Origin of the sequence: Chryseobacterium sp. LAM-KRS1, assembly GCF_013184525.1 — a bacterium.
GTDB classification, from domain to species: Bacteria; Bacteroidota; Bacteroidia; order Flavobacteriales; family Weeksellaceae; genus Chryseobacterium; species Chryseobacterium proteolyticum.
The window spans coordinates 1-17,346 of the sequence record NZ_JAAOIZ010000005.1; the positions used below are offsets into that span (position 1 = coordinate 1).

Annotated in this window: 15 protein-coding genes and 1 pseudogene; 11 read left to right on the forward strand and 5 right to left on the reverse strand. The window is 35.4% G+C overall.

All coding sequences use genetic code 11. From position 1 onward, the window contains the following. The 8 genes and pseudogenes from G9C87_RS14585 to G9C87_RS14620 form a co-directional block, all read left to right on the forward strand. Positions 1 to 2,082 (forward strand): annotated as a pseudogene (locus tag G9C87_RS14585) (DUF2723 domain-containing protein); the annotation flags it as partial. A 101-nt stretch (positions 2,083 to 2,183) separates the two neighbouring features. Continuing rightward, complete coding sequence (locus G9C87_RS14590) at positions 2,184 to 3,668, forward strand: hypothetical protein (protein WP_172282452.1); 1,485 nt, start codon at positions 2,184 to 2,186, stop codon at positions 3,666 to 3,668. Between the two features lie 60 nt (positions 3,669 to 3,728). Beyond that, entirely contained in the window at positions 3,729 to 4,259 is a 531-nt protein-coding gene (locus G9C87_RS14595; RefSeq protein WP_172282454.1) for a DUF1697 domain-containing protein, read from the forward strand. Further along, entirely contained in the window at positions 4,256 to 5,116 is an 861-nt protein-coding gene (locus tag G9C87_RS14600; protein ID WP_172282456.1) for a tetratricopeptide repeat protein, read from the forward strand. The genes G9C87_RS14595 and G9C87_RS14600 overlap by 4 nt, the downstream gene beginning before the upstream one ends. Next, positions 5,116 to 5,925, forward strand: coding sequence for a 3-deoxy-8-phosphooctulonate synthase (kdsA, locus tag G9C87_RS14605; RefSeq protein ID WP_172282458.1), 810 nt, complete (start codon positions 5,116 to 5,118; stop codon positions 5,923 to 5,925). Before G9C87_RS14600 ends, kdsA begins: the two co-directional genes overlap by 1 nt. A 44-nt stretch (positions 5,926 to 5,969) precedes the next feature. Further along, on the forward strand, positions 5,970 to 8,201 hold the full coding sequence (locus G9C87_RS14610) for a TonB-dependent receptor plug domain-containing protein (protein ID WP_172282460.1): 2,232 nt from the start codon (positions 5,970 to 5,972) through the stop codon (positions 8,199 to 8,201). A 170-nt stretch (positions 8,202 to 8,371) separates the two neighbouring features. Beyond that, on the forward strand, positions 8,372 to 8,749 hold the full coding sequence (locus tag G9C87_RS14615) for an HYC_CC_PP family protein (protein WP_172282461.1): 378 nt from the start codon (positions 8,372 to 8,374) through the stop codon (positions 8,747 to 8,749). 111 nt (positions 8,750 to 8,860) lie between these two features. Further along, the gene (locus tag G9C87_RS14620) at positions 8,861 to 9,334 is read left to right on the forward strand and encodes a DUF3347 domain-containing protein (protein ID WP_172282463.1); all 474 of its coding nucleotides are present in this window, start codon (positions 8,861 to 8,863) and stop codon (positions 9,332 to 9,334) included. 126 nt (positions 9,335 to 9,460) lie between these two features. Here the strand turns inward: G9C87_RS14620 and G9C87_RS14625 are convergent, their stop codons facing one another. From G9C87_RS14625 to G9C87_RS14645, 5 genes are all read right to left on the reverse strand, one after another. Continuing rightward, on the reverse strand, positions 9,461 to 10,579 hold the full coding sequence (locus G9C87_RS14625) for an FAD-dependent monooxygenase (protein WP_172282465.1): 1,119 nt from the start codon (positions 10,577 to 10,579) through the stop codon (positions 9,461 to 9,463). Positions 10,580 to 10,597: 18 nt separating this feature from the next. Continuing rightward, on the reverse strand, positions 10,598 to 11,107 hold the full coding sequence (locus G9C87_RS14630) for a GNAT family N-acetyltransferase (RefSeq protein ID WP_172282467.1): 510 nt from the start codon (positions 11,105 to 11,107) through the stop codon (positions 10,598 to 10,600). A gap of 23 nt (positions 11,108 to 11,130) precedes the next feature. After that, entirely contained in the window at positions 11,131 to 11,724 is a 594-nt protein-coding gene (locus G9C87_RS14635) for a hypothetical protein (protein WP_172282469.1), read from the reverse strand. Positions 11,725 to 12,042: 318 nt separating this feature from the next. Beyond that, positions 12,043 to 12,909 (reverse strand): RNA polymerase sigma factor RpoD/SigA, encoded by an 867-nt coding sequence (locus G9C87_RS14640; RefSeq protein WP_055859010.1) that lies wholly within the window; start codon positions 12,907 to 12,909, stop codon positions 12,043 to 12,045. Positions 12,910 to 13,146: 237 nt separating this feature from the next. Then, positions 13,147 to 13,938, reverse strand: coding sequence for a S1/P1 nuclease (locus G9C87_RS14645; RefSeq protein ID WP_172282471.1), 792 nt, complete (start codon positions 13,936 to 13,938; stop codon positions 13,147 to 13,149). Positions 13,939 to 14,278: 340 nt separating this feature from the next. Between G9C87_RS14645 and G9C87_RS14650 the strand changes: the two genes are divergently transcribed. The 3 genes from G9C87_RS14650 to G9C87_RS14660 are packed head-to-tail and all read left to right on the forward strand — an operon-like array spanning position 14,279 to position 17,320. Then, the gene (locus G9C87_RS14650; protein ID WP_228457021.1) at positions 14,279 to 15,196 is read left to right on the forward strand and encodes a type VI secretion system baseplate subunit TssG; all 918 of its coding nucleotides are present in this window, start codon (positions 14,279 to 14,281) and stop codon (positions 15,194 to 15,196) included. A gap of 55 nt (positions 15,197 to 15,251) precedes the next feature. Then, positions 15,252 to 16,154, forward strand: a complete 903-nt coding sequence (locus G9C87_RS14655; RefSeq protein ID WP_172282475.1) for a TssN family type VI secretion system protein — start codon at positions 15,252 to 15,254, stop codon at positions 16,152 to 16,154. 26 nt (positions 16,155 to 16,180) lie between these two features. Continuing rightward, entirely contained in the window at positions 16,181 to 17,320 is a 1,140-nt protein-coding gene (locus G9C87_RS14660; protein WP_172282477.1) for a hypothetical protein, read from the forward strand. Positions 17,321 to 17,346: the final 26 nt, after the last annotated feature.

A 17,346-nucleotide genomic window follows, 5' to 3' on the forward strand; every position in this document is an offset into this window, starting at 1 on the left:
AAGCCATACGATCTTATTAATGTTCAGAAGCCTTCTCTGGCTCAGAATATGGATTACTTCATTACTTTCCAGAACGGATATTACTTTGTAAGATACCTGATGTGGAATTTTGTAGGAAGGCAAAACGACAGAGAAGGACATATGGAAAGTACCAATGGAAATTGGATTTCCGGATTTTCTTTTATAGATAATGCAATGTGGGGAAATCAGGATAAGATGCCTGCTAAATTTAAAAATGAAAGCACGGTTGCTTTTTTCTTCTTACCCCTTATTTTAGGATTAATCGGATTCTTTTTCCAGCTTAACAGGGATTTTGGGAGGTTTTATGCATTGCTGTCATTGTTTATCCTCACAGGTGCCGGAATTGTTTTTTATACGGGAGTAAAACCTTTTGAGGTTAGAGAAAGAGATTATGCGATGGTAGGCTCATTCTATGCTTTTGCTATATGGATAGGTTTAGGAGCGGGTGCTATTTTATGGTACTTACAGTCTAAAGTAAAGTCCGGTGCAACGAATATTGTTGCGGGAGTGATTTTACTGGGTATACCTTTTATGATGGGATTCCAGAACTATAATACGCATGACCGTAGCCGTAAATCAGCAGCACACGATTATGCCTACTCATTTCTGAAGTCTTTGCCCAAAGAGGATATTATATTTCTTTATGGAGATAATGATACCTTTCCGGTTTGGGCGATTCAGGAAACCGAAAATTTCCGTGATGATGTAAAAACGGTCAACTTTACATTGCTTGCTACTCCCTGGTACTGTGATCAGGTAAAGAGAAAAACTTATAACGCCAATCCAATCCCTGGGGAACTTACGCGTGAGGATTATAAAGATGGTGTGAACGATCAGGTTTACATTATGAAAAAAGAAGACTGGCAGAATATTTTTGAAAATCTTAAAGAACATGGAGCGCCTGAAACGGAATTTCAGGCTTTTAGAAAATATCTTACCCAGGATTCCATTACTCTAAAAGAAGCAATCAATTTCATCAAGATGAAATCTCCTGAAAAGGATGAAATTCTTAAAATGATCTTCGGAGAGGCACATTACGAGAAATACAACTTCTTACCGGTGAGTAAATTTATTTTACCTGTCAACAAGGAAAATGCTTTAAAAGCAGGGATTATCAATCCAAGTGATCTTCCCAATACTGTCAATCAGATTATGATCGATTATAAAGCGAATACTCTTTTTAAGGGAAACCTTATGATGTTCGATATTTTTGCCAATTTTGATTGGAAAAGACCAATTAATTTCTCCTCAGGTGGGATTTATGACAGTGAAAATATTTTTTATCTGGATGATTATTTACAATTTGATGGTTTCAGTTACCGATTGGTTCCTATTCATACGCCACCTAGCGGCGATGGAGATATGGGAAGGGTAGACGCCAACTCTCTATACAATGTGGTGAAAAACTTCAAATGGGGTAATTTTAAAGATCTTACCAATCATTATGATGAAACTGCAACATCCAATATTATATATTACAGATCAACAGTCAGCAGAGCTGTAGGAGCTTTATCATCTGTCGGACAGAAAAATAAAGCAATTGAATTGTTAGATCTTGCCGCAAAAGAGATCCCGACGGAGAAATACAATGATCCACGCTCATTAAGTTCAATTGTGTACGGATATATTGTAGCAGGACAGGAACAAAAAGGATTAAAATTGGCAGAAGTTCTTAAGAAAGGAATATTTGAAGAATATGATTACTATTTAAGCCTTAACCCTGGTGATCAGAAATACCTGAGAAGACAAATGGGAGCTAAACCTATGGAATATTCTCTTGTGGTTTCTGCTGTAACTACAGCTTACAACGCTATTGGGCAGAAAGATAAAGCATACGACTACCTTATGAAATCTATTGAGCCTATTGATAAAAAGTTCAATGTGTTCATCAAAGATCTTCAGCAAATGGGTAAAGAAAAAGCGATGAATGAATCTGAAAATGTACAAAGAATCACTCCGTTCTATCAGTACTTATTTGATATTATGGAACCTTTTGATTCTACTTATTCCAAAGAAAAAGAGCATCAGATTACAACAGCGATTATGAAAGCGACCCAATAAAATACTTTCAAAACATATTTAAAAACGGAACTTCGGTTCCGTTTTTTTGTTATTGTATTCATAAATTTTTAAGGTTATATTTGTGGCATTAAAGAAGCACAATGTCTGAAAGAACAACTAAACTTCCAATCTATGCTGTAATTTTTACAGTGGTTTTTAAGCTCCTTTTCTTACTGACGCACCATATTCAGGAGGATGCATTCATCACCTGGCGGGTCGCACAGAATTTAATGGATTATGGAGTAATAGGGTTTAACGGAGATACAAAAATATCGGCATCTACAACGCACCTGTATGTTTTTGTCTCCTACCTGTTCAACCTTATTTTCGGTAAAGAATACTTTATTGAACCTCTTCTTATTTTCAACTCCATATTATTTACAATAGGAAGTTTATTCTTATCTCATCTGCTTTTAAAAAATCCATGGCATAAAGCTGTTTTTATTTTTCTGTTTGGAATTTTACCACCTTCAATAAAAATTTCAATTCTGGGAATGGAATACGGGCTTCTCTTCTTCCTTGAAATGGCTTTGTTGTATTATGGTTTTAAAAAGGAAAAGAAATGGGCACTCATCGTACTTCCGATTCTTATTTTATTTACGAGAATTGATACTGTTATTTTTTTAGGTATTGTATTCCTGGTCGATATATTCTGGAATAAGAAAATACGATGGAGCTACATTTTTGGTGGAATACTGGGGATTTCCTTTGCCCTGGCGTTCAACTGGTTTTATTTTGGAGAATGGGTTAACAATACCATTGTTGCTAAAAAACTACTTTATGATAAGAATTTTACATTCGGGCAGGATGTGGAATATTTTATTTCTAACTACGGAAACTTCTGGGGAATGCTCAAATTACCCGGCGATTTTAATCCGTTTACAATCGTTGTGCTGCTTTTTGAATTGGCCTGTTTTGTTTTTCTGGTCCGCCAAAGAGAAAAGAGGAATTATTTCTTATGGATGATTTTCATTTTTGGATGGGTGAAGCAACTGGTCTTTCTTTCTCAGAAAAGTTTATTCGACTGGTATTACTGGGTTCCTCAGATTTTACTTTTTGTCCCGGTCCTTATTTTTGTGCTCGAGCAAAAGGTCAAAAGAGATCTATGGCTGTTTTTATTGGTTATTATTTACATCGTTCCTATGATGATTTTCCAGACCATACATTCCATTGCAACGGGCAACGGAGAATGGAATTACAGAAGATCGATCGGAACTTCCTTAAACTTTTATGAAAAAGATAAAAATCAGTGGATCTTACTAGAACCGGCAGGATATGTACCTTATTTTTCTGGGTTGAAGACAATTGATGAAGTCGGTCTGGTAGACAAACAGATTCAGACCGAAATCAAGAAAGATAAAGCCAATTACTGGATCAACACCGTTAAAAACAGAAAACCCAAATATCTGCTTTCTTATAATGACCTATTTAAAGGAAAAGATGCGGAATATTATAAAGCTCACTACAGATTATTGGAAGAATTCAGGATAAAAGACCATCTAAAAAGTGAGAATACAATTCTGGAAAAGATTTATCGTCTTAAACCTTCCGGGACGGATTATAATTTGTACGTTAGGATAAAGTGATAGGTAATTGCTCTCAACTTTGACAAACCTGTGATAATGAAACCTTAAAAAACTAAAACTATGAAATACTGTGCTTTTCTTCGAGGTGTGAATGTAAAAGGAACGAACATGAAAATGGCCGATGTTTGTAAAGTCTTTGAAAAAGCCGGAATGAAAAACGTAAGCTCTATTCTGGCTTCCGGAAATATTGTTTTTTCTTCCGATAAGAATGTGGCAGATCTTAAAAAAATTCTGGAAGCAGCAATGTCTGAACATTTTTCTTATGATGCTTTTCTTTTTATCAGGTCTGGTGCTGAAATTGAAAACTTCTGGAACGGAAATCCCTTTGAAAAAAACGAAGATTTCCATAGCTATACTTTTATAGGAAATGAAGGTGTAGAAGCTATTTTAATGAAAGAATTTGAATTGTCTTCCAAAGCTGAAAATGAGAAGGGTGAGATTATCAATGATATTTTTTACTGGCAGGTTCCTAAGGGCAATACATTAGACTCCAGCTTCGGGAAAATTCTGGGAAAGAAAAGTATGAAAGACCAGTTTACCAGTAGAAATATTAATACTTTTGAAAAGATTTTAAAAAAAATGAATTCATGAAAAGAATATTAATTATATGTTTTCTGTTGTGTAGTGTGTTTTTATTTTGTCAATCTAATACAGCATTGAATTTTGATACAAATATTCCAGATGCAGAAAATAATTGGGTTATTTTACCGAAATCAGAAAATGATTCAACTTATAATGTTGGATTTATTTATTTTGATGAATATTCTGGCTATACTTACAGATTTATGGGAGAACTCACTAATGAGAATGGTCAACTGAGTTATGTTGAAAATAAGGATGTAAAGAGCGGTGCTATTATAACGAGAATAGGCAACTTAGAATATAAGGTGTGTAAAGTTTCTCCTGATCTGATGAAGCGCTTCAATCTGCCATCACAACCAGTTTGGCTTAAATCTTATTTGTCTTTGGAGCCTGAAAATGATAAACTTCTGAACAGGGCAAGTAAAATCAATGGAATGAATTCTCCACAGCTAGCTTTACCTATATTGGAAAAACTTTATCACAATAATTTTAAAACTAATAGCCTTTATTTTGAAATGGCATTCTCATATAATGCGTTGAAAGATTATGCTAATGCAGAAAAAGTATGTAAAGAAGCATTGGATAATAAAAAATCTAACGATTCTACCAATAAAGAATATGTTTATGCGTTATTGCAACAGAAGAAAACAAATGATGCGGATCTCTTTTTGACAGAAAATTTAAAAAGCTTTAAAGATAAGGGTTCAAAAGCCGAATCTATGATAAATATGGTTGCATTCAATGCTCATTATAAAAATTTAGATTTAGCAGAAAAATGGCTAAATTTACTAAAGAAAGACAATGATGAAAAGTATAAAGGAAATATAAAACAATTAGAAGATATAATAAATAAAAATAGAGATTAATGATTCAGTATTTAGATAATATCCACCACAAAGATTCAAAAAACTTTTTTCTTACAGCAGGACCTTGTATCATCGAAGGCGAAGATATGGCATTAAGAATTGCTGAAAAAGTAATAGAAATTACCAACAAATATAATATACCGTATATTTTTAAAGGAAGCTTCAAGAAAGCCAACAGAAGTAGAGTAGATTCCTTTACTACGATCGGGGAAGAAAAGTCTCTTGAAATTCTAAAAAAAGTTGGGGAAACTTTTAATATTCCTACAACAACAGATATTCATGAAAATGAGCATGCAGCTTTGGCTGCCCAGTATGTAGATGTTTTACAGATTCCCGCATTTTTAGTCCGTCAGACGGATCTTTTGGTCGCAGCAGCGAAAACCGGAAAATGTGTGACCCTGAAAAAAGGACAGTTCCTGTCTCCGGAATCCATGAAATTCGCTGTTCAGAAAATAACAGATTCCGATAATCAGAAAGTAGCAATTATTGAAAGAGGGAATTCTTTCGGATATACAGACCTTATCGTTGACTACAGAGGGATCCCTACTATGAGGCAATATGCCCCTGTTATTCTGGATGTTACCCATTCTTTACAACAGCCTAATCAGAATTCAGGAGTTACTGGAGGAAGACCGGATCTGATTGAAACAATTGCAAAAGCTGGAATTGCAGTAGGAGCGGATGGACTTTTCATAGAAACACATCCTACACCGGAAACGGCATTATCTGATGGAGCTAATATGTTAAGGCTGGATTTATTAGAAGATTTGTTACAAAAATTAACAAGAATTAGAGAATCGATTTTGTAATTGTTAAAAAATACTTAATTTTAGAAATTCTTAAAACATTTCTTTTGAAAAAACTAGTTTTACCGCTTAGCCTTATGGTTCCCATGTTAGTGTTCTCTCAGACAAAAAAGAAGGATACTGCAAAATACAGAGATATTGAGGAAGTTGTGTTCCAGAAAAAAGTCGTTGGTAAAACCAGTGATCTCAGTACTGTAAAAATCTCAGCCAAAGATGCTAAGAATGTTGCAAGTATTTCGGGAGGAATAGAAGGAATCCTGAAAACCTTACCTTCCGTAAACTCCAATACAGAGCTTTCTTCACAATATATGGTTCGTGGTGGAAACTATGATGAAAACCTTATCTATATTAATGATATTGAAATCTACAGGCCCTTTTTGATCAGAAACTCTCAACAGGAAGGGTTAAGTATCATCAATCCCGATATGGTTTCAACAGTTAATTTTTCTGCAGGAGGTTTTGAACCCCGATATGGAGATAAAATGTCCTCTGCGCTGAATATTTATTACCGGGAACCTGAGAAATTTGAACTGTCCGGGGAAGCAAGTTTGATCGGAGGCAGACTAACGACCGGTCTGGCTTCAAAAAATAAAAAGCTGACTGCTTTATTTTCCGGCCGGTATAGAAATACCAATCTGGTTCTGAATACCTTGAAAGAAGATACCAATTTTAATCCTACCTATTGGGATTTTCAATCGTATATCAATTATCATTTCAATCCTAAGCTTAGCCTTTCATTTGTAGGATATTATTCCAAGAATGATTATGAAATGATTCCTAAAGAAAGGAGTGTGGATTTCGGAACGCTCCAGAGGCCTCTTAATCTGACTGTTTTTTATGCAGGAAAAGAAAATGACCAGTATAAAAACATGATGGGAACACTTTCGATGAATTTCAAGCCATCGGAAAAGTGGAGGTTTACATTAGATGCTTTTGCCTATCAAAACAGGGAGCGAGAATATTATTCTATTCAATCCCAATATATATTACAAACATTTGATCCGATCACCGGAGCACCTATAACGACCTATGATACTGGAGGACAGATAGACCATGCAAGGAATGATCTTTTCGTAAGAACCTACGGAGCTCAGTTCAGAGGACGTTTTTCTCCGAATGTGAATACTGATATCGAAGTAGGGTTTAAATATGAAAAAGAAAACCTCAAGGATCTTACCAATGAATGGAAATTAATTGACTCTGCCGGCTATAGTATTCCAAGGCCTATAGATGATCCAAGATTCGGAACACCGGGAGATCTTAAATTATTATACAGAATAGCAGGGCAGAATGCTATTGAGCCAACACGATTATCAGCCTATGCACAGTATTCCCAGAAATTTTATTGGGGAACCAATAAGGTTTTCATCAACGCCGGAGCAAGGGTTGCCCATTGGAGCTTTAATAATGAAACCATTTTCTCGCCCCGCGTTCAGTTTGCTGTAAAACCTGACTGGGATACGGATATGTTATTCAGGCTTTCGGGCGGGATATACTATCAGGCACCTTTTTACAAAGAGATTAAGGACCTGGACGGGAATTTCAATAACACCATCAAATCCCAGCGTTCCATACAGCTGATTCTGGCAAATGATTATGAGTTCCAGATGTATGATCGTCCGTTTAAATTGACTACAGAAGCTTATTATAAAAAGATGGATGATCTTATTCCATACTACATGGATAATGTAAGGATCCGTTATTCAGGGAAAAATAATGCTTCCGGATATGCCTATGGACTTGATGCCAGGTTATTCGGAGAATTTGTTCCCGGAATTGATTCATGGCTGTCTGCAAGTTATGCGAGGGTGTATGAAAATATCGATGGGAGAGGGAATATTCCCCGACCTACTGATCAGAGGTTAAGATTTGCGATGTTCTATCAGGATTATATGCCTCAATTTCCTTCAATGAGAGTGAATCTTACTTTAACCTATGCAATGGGATTACCGACAGGATCGCCGATCATATTGGATCAGAATGGTGCACCGGACGTGAATGCCCCGTATAGATATCAGAGTACCTTACCGTCTTATAAAAGAGTGGATATAGGACTATCCAAAGTATTCATTGATTCAAAAGATAAAAAACAGACATATGGTTTCTGGGGCAATTTTGAGGAGCTTACTTTAGGAGTACAGGTATTCAATGCATTTAACATCCGGAATACGGTAGCCAATCAATGGATTACCGACGCGAATACCAATCTGATGTATCCGGTACCGGTACGTCTGACCGGAAGATTTTTCAATGTAAAACTTGAATTTAAGCTTAAATAAGATTTTCCCTGAGATGACCGTCTGATCATTAAAAACGGTTAATCTGAAATAGATAAAATATAAAAAAGCTTCTGAAGATTTCAGAAGCTTTTTATTTCCCGAATTTTATAACAACGTTACATAATTTTATAACAACAAAATCAAAGATATTTTTACCTTTGCTTCAACATATGAAAAAGATTCTGGCCATAGTGTTTTCTATTTTCTACTTCGGATTTTCTTCCGGAGCTGTTTTTAGGGTGCATTATTGTATGGAAGAGCTGGTTTCTGTAAGCCGGAAAACCGATGACATATGCTCTAAATGTGGTGTTAAGTCCAAAAAGGACTGCTGCAAGACAGAAATTAAGGTTTTAAAAGTTGATGATTCGCAAAAGTCAGATTTTCTGAAAATCAAATTACTGAAAGCGATTCCAAGGCTTCAAAGTGACGAAACTTTTTATGCAGACCGATCTTTTTCAGCTGAAAAATTTTCGCGAACCACTGTCAATCCACCACCTGATAGGAGATCAGTTCCTATTTTTATTGAACATTGTAATTTCAGAATTTAAAATTTAATCTTTCGTCCAATGGTTTTTATTTGATGAACAAGATGATTATCACCATCTGTGATATTCCAGGACCTTATTAATATTAAAATTTTCAATTCTAAATTTAAAACAATGAAAAAGTATATCATTACAGCAGTACTTTCTATATTCTCAGTACTGTCTATATCTGCACAATCGCAATCCAATCCTCAGGTTTCAAAATTATATCAGGATTATATTTCTATTAAAACAGCTTTAACAACAGACGATGCTGATAAAACATCAAAAGCAGCCGCAGAATTCGTTAAGACAGCTGCTGCAATAGATCCTAAAGTTATTTCATCGACTCATTTGTCTGCTCTGAAAAAGAATGCCGGTACTATTTCCGGAACCAAAAGTATAGATACCCAAAGAGAGGCCTTTCTGAATCTTTCAAAAGATATGATCGCGCTGACAAAGCAGTTCAATCTATCCGGAAAACCTGTTTTTGTAATGTATTGTCCTATGGCTGACGGAAGCTGGCTAAGTAATGAAAAGCAGGTTGTAAATCCTTACTACGGAAGTAAAATGCTTTCATGTGGGAGTATAAAGTCAGAAATTAAATAAATACCTTAACTGTCTTTAAGATAATTGATTGTATAGTTTTATTTAAAGCGTAATTTAATTAAAACTATACAATTCTTTTATTCTGTTTACTGACCTAGCGGAAGAGGATTGCTGACTCTATAATGGTTATAGCTCCAGATATACCAGTTTTTCAATCAGTTTTTTATTGGTACTTTCAGGGATTTGCCTCATTAAAAAGTTCCTGAATCCTGTGCCATATTTCCACAGAGATATTTTTCCAATCATCCGGCTGGTATTGACAACATAGTCTACTTTTTTTCTCCTTATTTTTTGAAAATTTTCGAAGACCCGGTTAAAATCTTTATTCTCTACGAGCAATTTTCCGATGATATAAGCATCTTCTATAGCCTGGCATGCACCCTGGCCCATATTAGGAGTTGTTGCGTGCGCGGCATCACCTATTAGGCATAAATTGTCAGAATACCATTCAGGTATGGGAGAGAGGTCTGTAATATCATTTAAAATGATATCCCCGGGAGAAGTTGCTTGTAGGATTTTTGTTACCAATGGATTGAAATCACTGAAAACAGAGCAGAGATCAATATCCGGTTTAAAGCTTTTATCACTTATTACGGCATACCAATATACTTTTGTAGCTGACATCTTTACAAAACCGAAACGTTTACCTTTTCCCCACATTTCCAGAGCTTCATGATGGTACTCTTCCGGGAGATCGTAGTTAACGAGGCCCCGCCAGCACTTTTGTCCTGTATTTCTGATGGTTCCTGTTTTTAAGATCTGATTCCGAACTTTGGATTTTATTCCATCCGCTCCAAAAACAACGTTGCTTTCTACGGCTGTTCTGTTTTCAAAGTGTAACGTATAATTATCATTTTTTTCTATACTTTGTAGATTATGACTTAGCTGAATGTTTTCGAAACCTATGTTTTCAGCAAGGATTTTTTGCAGCTCCGCTCTATGAATGGCTACATTGGAGACATTCAACTTTCTTTCAAGATCTGAACTATGTGTTCTTGAAATAGATCGAAATGAACCGTCAGTAATAGAGATCCCATGAATTTTATTCCCTGAATTTTCAACTTTTTCTTTTAGATTCAGTTGTTCAAATACTTTCATTGCATTCATGGCCATCATAATTCCTGATCCCACTGGCTTAATTTCAGGAGCTGATTCATATAATGTAACATCCAGCTGATGTTGTTTAAGGATATTGCCAAGGGTAAGACCTCCGATTCCGGCTCCGATAATTGAAATTGAATTCATATCAGCTTGATTATCTGCTTACAGGGTTAAAATATAATTTTCGGAAACTTTTCTAAAACCATATTTTTCAAAAAAATGATGAGCTCCTTTATTATTAATGCCACTTTCCAAAAGGAGAAAGCTGATATTCCACTTCCCGGATTCTTCGATCGCACTTTCCAGGAGGGTACTTCCGATAGATTGCCCACGGTAAGACTGATCTAAGAGCATGTCTTCTAGCACTGCATAATTTTTAAAACCACTGTAAATAACATTAAAAACCAACATCCCAATGATTTCTTTTTCAGCGTTTTCTGCAATTAAAATCCTGATCGTTGATGCAGAAGGACTTCCAGCATTAAAATCACTGTTAAACTGCTCTGTCAGAATGGATTCAAGATCAGCACTCCATTCTTCCGAACTTTCTGCTCTTCCTGAAATTATTTCTCCATGTGAAATGTATGACTTTGTTTTATGGGTGATAAAAAAGTCAACAAGTTCTTTAATCCGGCTTTTATCAGTAAGCCATTGAGTGGTATATTGCATCATTTGGATTTTTATTGTATTCTGAATTATTTAAGGTTTTTCAGCTCGTTTAATAGCGTATTTTGCTTATTAATGAACATGTTCAGTTGGTCTGTTTTCAGAGGATGAGCCTGCTGGTATTTTTCAATTTCAGGAAGTGTCTTTCTGATCTTAAAAGCGGTGTAAAGATCATTCATTTTCTTTTCATTGACATCGATCTGACTAATAAGATCCTTTATGTTTTTGACTTTTAGAGAATATTGATCAGAGCTTGCTTTGATAGATTTGGTTAGTTCGTTTTTCAGAATGGAATCGCTTATTGCATCAGTATGGTACTGAGCATCATGGTAGTATGATTCAGATTTGTCAAGGATTTCTTTATACTTAAAAATAACTTGAATGGCTTCCCTGTTGGCATCGCTTATTTTATCATCCAGTACTTTCAGATTGTTGTCATTCTTAATCAATTCAGAGTAAATCTGGTCGATCATATCACCACCCCGACCACTTTTAAAAGATCCTGAAACAGAAGATTCTGCATGATCCACTAAATTATCTGCAATAGGTGCATTCTCCGAATTATTTTCTTTGCAGGAGATTAGTAAGGCAACCAGGGATATGATGTAAAGTATTTTTTTCATGTGTTGTTTTTTCAGTTGATATTTGCTGACTACAGAATTTTTTCTGAAGATCTGATTATTTAATTTGATTAGTTGAATATATATTTTGTATTGTTACAAACATTGAATTTATAAAATGGAATTGATATCAAAGCCTTTATTTTTAAAATTTATGAAAATTATAAAGTCCTGATTTAAAATTCCGCGGTTGAAGTAGCCTTTTATCCTGTGGCTTTCGCCGGCTTTTGATTGAGAGTAAAAAAAATCTCGATCATAAATACAAAGATAAAAAAAGCGGAGTCTGAAAATCAAACTCCGCTGCTAATTGTTTAGGCTAAATTATTTACCCAGGTAAGATTTTAAAATCTTACTTCTTGTATTATGTTTTAGTCTCTTGATCGCCTTTTCTTTGATCTGACGAACTCTTTCTCTCGTCAGGTCAAAAGTCTCACCAATTTCTTCTAAAGTCATTGGATGTTTTCCGTTTAATCCGAAGTATAATCTTACAAGATCCGCTTCTCTTGGAGTTAAAGTGTTCAATGCTCTTTCAATTTCAATTTGAAGAGATTCAAGCATTAAATCTTTATCCGGGCTTGGAGATTCTCCGGAACGCAATACATCGTAAAGATTAGAATCTTCACCTTCTACTAAAGGTGCATCCATAGACAGGTGTCTACCGGAGTTTTTCATAGATTCTTTAATATCCTCTTCGCTCATATCAAGAACTTCAGCCAATTCTTCCGGAGAAGGTGGTCTTTCATTTTCCTGTTCAAGGTGAGCGTATGCTTTATTGATTTTGTTAATTGAGCCAATCTTGTTTAGTGGCAATCTTACAATCCTTGACTGTTCTGCCAAAGCCTGTAAAATTGATTGACGAATCCACCAAACTGCGTAAGAGATAAATTTGAAACCTCTGGTCTCATCATATCTTTTTGCAGCTTTCATTAATCCTAAATTACCTTCATTGATCAAATCGGGTAAAGAAAGTCCCTGGTTTTGGTATTGTTTAGATACAGAAACTACGAAACGAAGGTTGGCTTTGATTAATTTCTCCAGTGCGGCTCTGTCACCTGCACGTATTTTTTGTGCCAAATCTACTTCTTCGTCTGCAGTAATCAATTCTACCTTACCAATTTCCTGCAAATACTTGTCTAATGAAGCAGTTTCCCTGTTGGTTACCTGCTTAGTAATTTTTAACTGTCTCATTTATTTTATCCTCAAACTAGAGTTACTATATATTATACGCTTGAAGAGGTCAAAAGGTTACACCAGTTTTAATTTTTTTTAAACGTAAACTGAATTTTGCGCAAACAAAAAGGCGAAACCGAAGTTTCGCCCTATCTTTTTAATCGTTGAAATTTTTAGAATCACATTTTAGAGGTTAGATGTTGAACAAAAATATAATTAAACATACAACCCTGAATTCCAGCACAATCAATCCTATTAAAACAGGTCGTTCAACAATTTGGCCAGTCTTAAACCTCCGTAAAGAAGTTGCCTTTCCAGAGTATCGTTAAACTTATACTGGTAGTCAAATGATAATTTGGATCCATCCGGTGTTTGCGCATATATTTTATTGGCAATTTTATGCGAATCGTACAACCAGTCTTCTAATGTCCCGTACTGAATTTGCTTCACTTCATCCTTTGATTTGATATCCAGTAATCTTGAATATTCCGTGTAGCTGTATTTTTGGGAATCAACCAATTTTCCGTCCCAGACAGAGTGCAGGTTGGTTTTTTCTCCGAAATAAGTAACATTAATCTTGTTGCCTCCCAGATCTTCCGCTCTTCCTACGTGTAAAGGCTGTGCTAAATCTCCCATAATATGGATCAGGAAAATCAATGCAATTTTTCTGTCTTTCTCAGGGGTTTTTTCATCTTTTACCTGTGCAGATAACGTATTTACCTGAGAATAAAGGCTTGGTCCCGCCTGTGCTTTTAAATTTTGCTCAAAGGTTTTAAAATCAGTCTGCGGATCAATATTTACATAATGCCATGCTGAAGCCTGCTTCCATACCCCTGTTGTATCCGATTTAATAAAGTCCGGCCAGTTAGCCCAATAGGCCAGGCGTTCCTTGCCCATAATTTTTCTGATATCTCTTCTTGCCTTTCCGGAAAGATGATTCTCTGCGATTTCTGCAATAATTCTGTGTCCCGTTAATCCCCACGCAAATGAATAAAGAGAAGAGGAAATGAATGCTAAAATTAAAATTTTAGAATAAATACTTTTCATTGTAAATAACATTTTCAATCTGCAAAGATAACTTAGCTTTTGGTAATAAGGCGTAAAAAAGTGAATTTCTTATTATTATAATAAGGTTAATAAAATTTAATCATATTCATGGATTAAACCATGTTCCAATTAACAGGTAGCTACGTATTCTTTTATTTTATATTTTTTATCCGGAACCCGCTTTGATTATACAAAATTTTTATATTTTTACTGCTGTTATCGATAGTATTGTCGTAGAAATATAAAAATTGAATAATATTTTTTTTCATTGCGATGAGATATATTATCTTTACAGGCCATAATCACAGGAAACACTATGTATGAGAATAATATTGTAGATATGCATTACAATAAGCTGCAGACAGATTTTAAAGCAGAGTCTGTAGCCGTTAATCTTTTGAAATATCACAGGAGTGTAAGCAATATTTTCATTGACCGTATCGGCATCAATGACAGGGCTTATCTTAAAGATATCAAAAGTATTTCAAGTAATTATCTGGGATTTGATGAAGAAGTATTTACGATAGAAACTTACAGGGAAGGGATATACGACTATCTTCCGGAAGGTTTGTTTCATCCCCCTTCATTAAGCACCTCAAGAAAGAATGTAGAAAGCGTTGTTAAGGAGATCCGCAAACAAAAAAGGATTGAGGAAGACGCGCGCAAATTTTTTCGTCCATTTGAATTAGAAATCTTTTTTACCGAAATCAGTGCTCTGTCTAAGGAGTTTGACTTTGATGTATCAAGCGATACCGATACATTGCTTGAAACGATCAGTGAGCTGTGGCCTATTGTAAGACATCTGGATACAAAGAATGCCTATATTTTTATGCATATTTTACCTTTTTTCCATAACATCCGTGGAGATAAAAGGTGGTTTGAAAGATGCCTGACTGCCTTCCTTCAGGTACCGGTAGAAGTTACTTTCACTCCTAATGTTATTGAGGATATAGAGGAAAATGACGACTCTATGCTTTTAGGAAATTCCCGATTGGGAGTTACTTATATTCCCAGTGGCAGGCATATGGACGGACAGCGTAACTGGGTTGTGAATATAGGACCCATTCCGTACGAAAAAATGAAAATGTATATTCCCGGAAATCCATTCAGAAAAGTTCTCCAGGCGTTATACGATTATTTTCTCCCTGTAACGGTAGATGTAGTGGAAAATTTTATCACCGAAAAACAGGAATATTCATTTAAGCTGGAAGATGATGAAAGAAATGCAAACCGCCTTGGATACTCTACATTTCTGTAAAATAATTTAGCTATATTTACAAGCACCAATACATTATAAATTTGAAAAACAACCAATGGAAATTTCTTCAGTAAAGGGAATCTTTTTAAGATATATTTTAATGCCTTTAATAGCAGTAATCATGATGGTTATACTCGGTGTAATCAGAAGAAATAAACCTGCAATTAAAATTAAGGTCATTATTATTTATGTGCTGCTATGCAGTTTATGTTTGGCTTTGCCCGGCTTTTTTGGGTTTGCCGGAAATCTATTTAACCCGTATTGGTATCTTATAGCACAAATCATTTACCTTATTTTTGGAATTATCCATGTCAATCTATTGGATAAATATTTCAAAAAACACATTGACTCATTGCCGATGAGCATTTTATTTGAGTCCATACTTTCATTAACGTGTATTGCTTTCGGAGGATATCTTTTTGTATTGCTGTTCAAATGGATGAGTGTAGGAACCGGTAATGCGGTAATGTCTGCAACGAGTGTTATCATATTTCTTGTTCCGATGGTGTTTCACTATTGCTATGTTCAGTTTATCAGTATTCCGGTGGATATTTATAAAACATGGCGTTATTCTCCAGAGCAGAGGCTTCCGGATTTTGAAGGCGCGGATTTTGATAGACTTATGGTATTGAATGTGGAATTGAGTAAAAACTTAGAAGATTCCAACAGGTTCAGAATTAAGGCTAAGACTTTGCCAACCGGAGTAACATTTGGAGACTGGTTTTATAGGGTAGTGGATGACTACAATCACAAAAATCCTAAATCGATCATTCACCTTACGGATGCAGACAGAGAATCTTATTACTGGATCTTTTATACTAAAAAATCATTTTTCAGCTTTAGAAAATATATTGATTTTAACCAGGATATTAATACAAACGGGATTTCTGAAAACGAGGTCGTAATTTGTAAGAGGGTTATTCAGCATGAAGAAGAAGGAATAACAAGAAAATCATAACCACACAAAATTTAAAAGTATTTAATATGATACAGCCTATTAAACATTTTGCAATCAATTGGGTTGACGGGATGAAAGTTTCCCAGAGACACCTGAATGATCAGGATAATTTTTTAATTGATACCATCAGGGATTCCAATTCATTGGGAATCACTCCTTATAATTACGGGCTTCTTCCTATTTCAAATGAATTTACAGATAAAACCATTTTTGATGTTCACAATACCGCGACGAATGATGTACAGCTGGTTATCAAACGTTGCAGTGCTGTAACGCTGGCCGGATACAGAATGGAGCTGTCGGACAGAAGGGTAAGCGTAAAATCATTGGCGAAGTCCATGAATGAAGAACAGGCTGATGGAGAATATTACATTCTGATTTCAGTAAATCCATTTGATAAAGTACCTTTCGGAGATATCGATCCTGAAGAGATCCCTCCAAGACACCCAAATGCCCAGCCGAATTACCATATTGAACTTCTTCCTGTAACTTCGCTCAATAGCAGCTATTCCGGAGGAAACTATCTGATCGTGGGAAAGGTTGATCTTAAAGGTAATATTGCCCAGGTTAATTCCAATTTTATTCCGCCATGTACTTCTATTCAGAGCCATCCTGTTCTTATTGATTACTATGGCAGTTTTGCTAAATCTATTGGAAATCTACAGCAGTATGCATTCAAGATCATTCAGAAAGCTTCTCATAAAAATCAGAATACGGCACTGGCACAAAACGTTAAGTTTTTGTGTAATGCCATGATCAATACGTTCGGGGATATGTATTTTCAGTTCAGAAATGTGATTCCCTGGCAACCACCGGTATTTTTAATTGATTCTTTCGCAAAGCTGGCGCTTCGTCTTTATAATTCTACCCAGGTTCTGGTTCCTGCCGAGCTGGAAGAAATGCTGAATTACAGTTTGGAATGGAGTGAAATTGCCCCTCATACGTTATTGAATCAGCTTTCTATTGTTGCTGAAACCAATTATGATCATCACAATTGTGGTGAGCCTTTGCTTTATATCCAGCAGATGCTTAGAAGTCTTGAAATTATTTTCTCTAAATTAAGTGAACTTGATTATATCGGTCAGAGAAAAGAAAATATCATCGTTAATGAACAGGAAGTTTCCAATAATGCTAATCCGAAAAGAGGATGGAGCGTATTGGATTAATTGATCCATATTAAATATTAAAATCC

Bases quoted from the DNA above. Each gene is read 5' to 3' on its own strand.
- G9C87_RS14590 (WP_172282452.1), top strand. From the start codon at position 2,184: ATGTCTGAAAGAACAACTAAACTTCCAATCTATGCTGTAATTTTTACA.
- G9C87_RS14595 (WP_172282454.1), top strand. From the start codon at position 3,729: ATGAAATACTGTGCTTTTCTTCGAGGTGTGAATGTAAAAGGAACGAAC.
- G9C87_RS14600 (WP_172282456.1), top strand. From the start codon at position 4,256: ATGAAAAGAATATTAATTATATGTTTTCTGTTGTGTAGTGTGTTTTTA.
- kdsA (WP_172282458.1), top strand. From the start codon at position 5,116: ATGATTCAGTATTTAGATAATATCCACCACAAAGATTCAAAAAACTTT.
- G9C87_RS14615 (WP_172282461.1), top strand. From the start codon at position 8,372: ATGAAAAAGATTCTGGCCATAGTGTTTTCTATTTTCTACTTCGGATTT.
- G9C87_RS14620 (WP_172282463.1), top strand. From the start codon at position 8,861: ATGAAAAAGTATATCATTACAGCAGTACTTTCTATATTCTCAGTACTG.
- G9C87_RS14625 (WP_172282465.1), bottom strand. From the start codon at position 10,579: ATGAATTCAATTTCAATTATCGGAGCCGGAATCGGAGGTCTTACCCTT.
- G9C87_RS14630 (WP_172282467.1), bottom strand. From the start codon at position 11,107: ATGATGCAATATACCACTCAATGGCTTACTGATAAAAGCCGGATTAAA.
- G9C87_RS14635 (WP_172282469.1), bottom strand. From the start codon at position 11,724: ATGAAAAAAATACTTTACATCATATCCCTGGTTGCCTTACTAATCTCC.
- G9C87_RS14640 (WP_055859010.1), bottom strand. From the start codon at position 12,909: ATGAGACAGTTAAAAATTACTAAGCAGGTAACCAACAGGGAAACTGCT.
- G9C87_RS14645 (WP_172282471.1), bottom strand. From the start codon at position 13,938: ATGAAAAGTATTTATTCTAAAATTTTAATTTTAGCATTCATTTCCTCT.
- G9C87_RS14650 (WP_228457021.1), top strand. From the start codon at position 14,279: ATGCATTACAATAAGCTGCAGACAGATTTTAAAGCAGAGTCTGTAGCC.
- G9C87_RS14655 (WP_172282475.1), top strand. From the start codon at position 15,252: ATGGAAATTTCTTCAGTAAAGGGAATCTTTTTAAGATATATTTTAATG.
- G9C87_RS14660 (WP_172282477.1), top strand. From the start codon at position 16,181: ATGATACAGCCTATTAAACATTTTGCAATCAATTGGGTTGACGGGATG.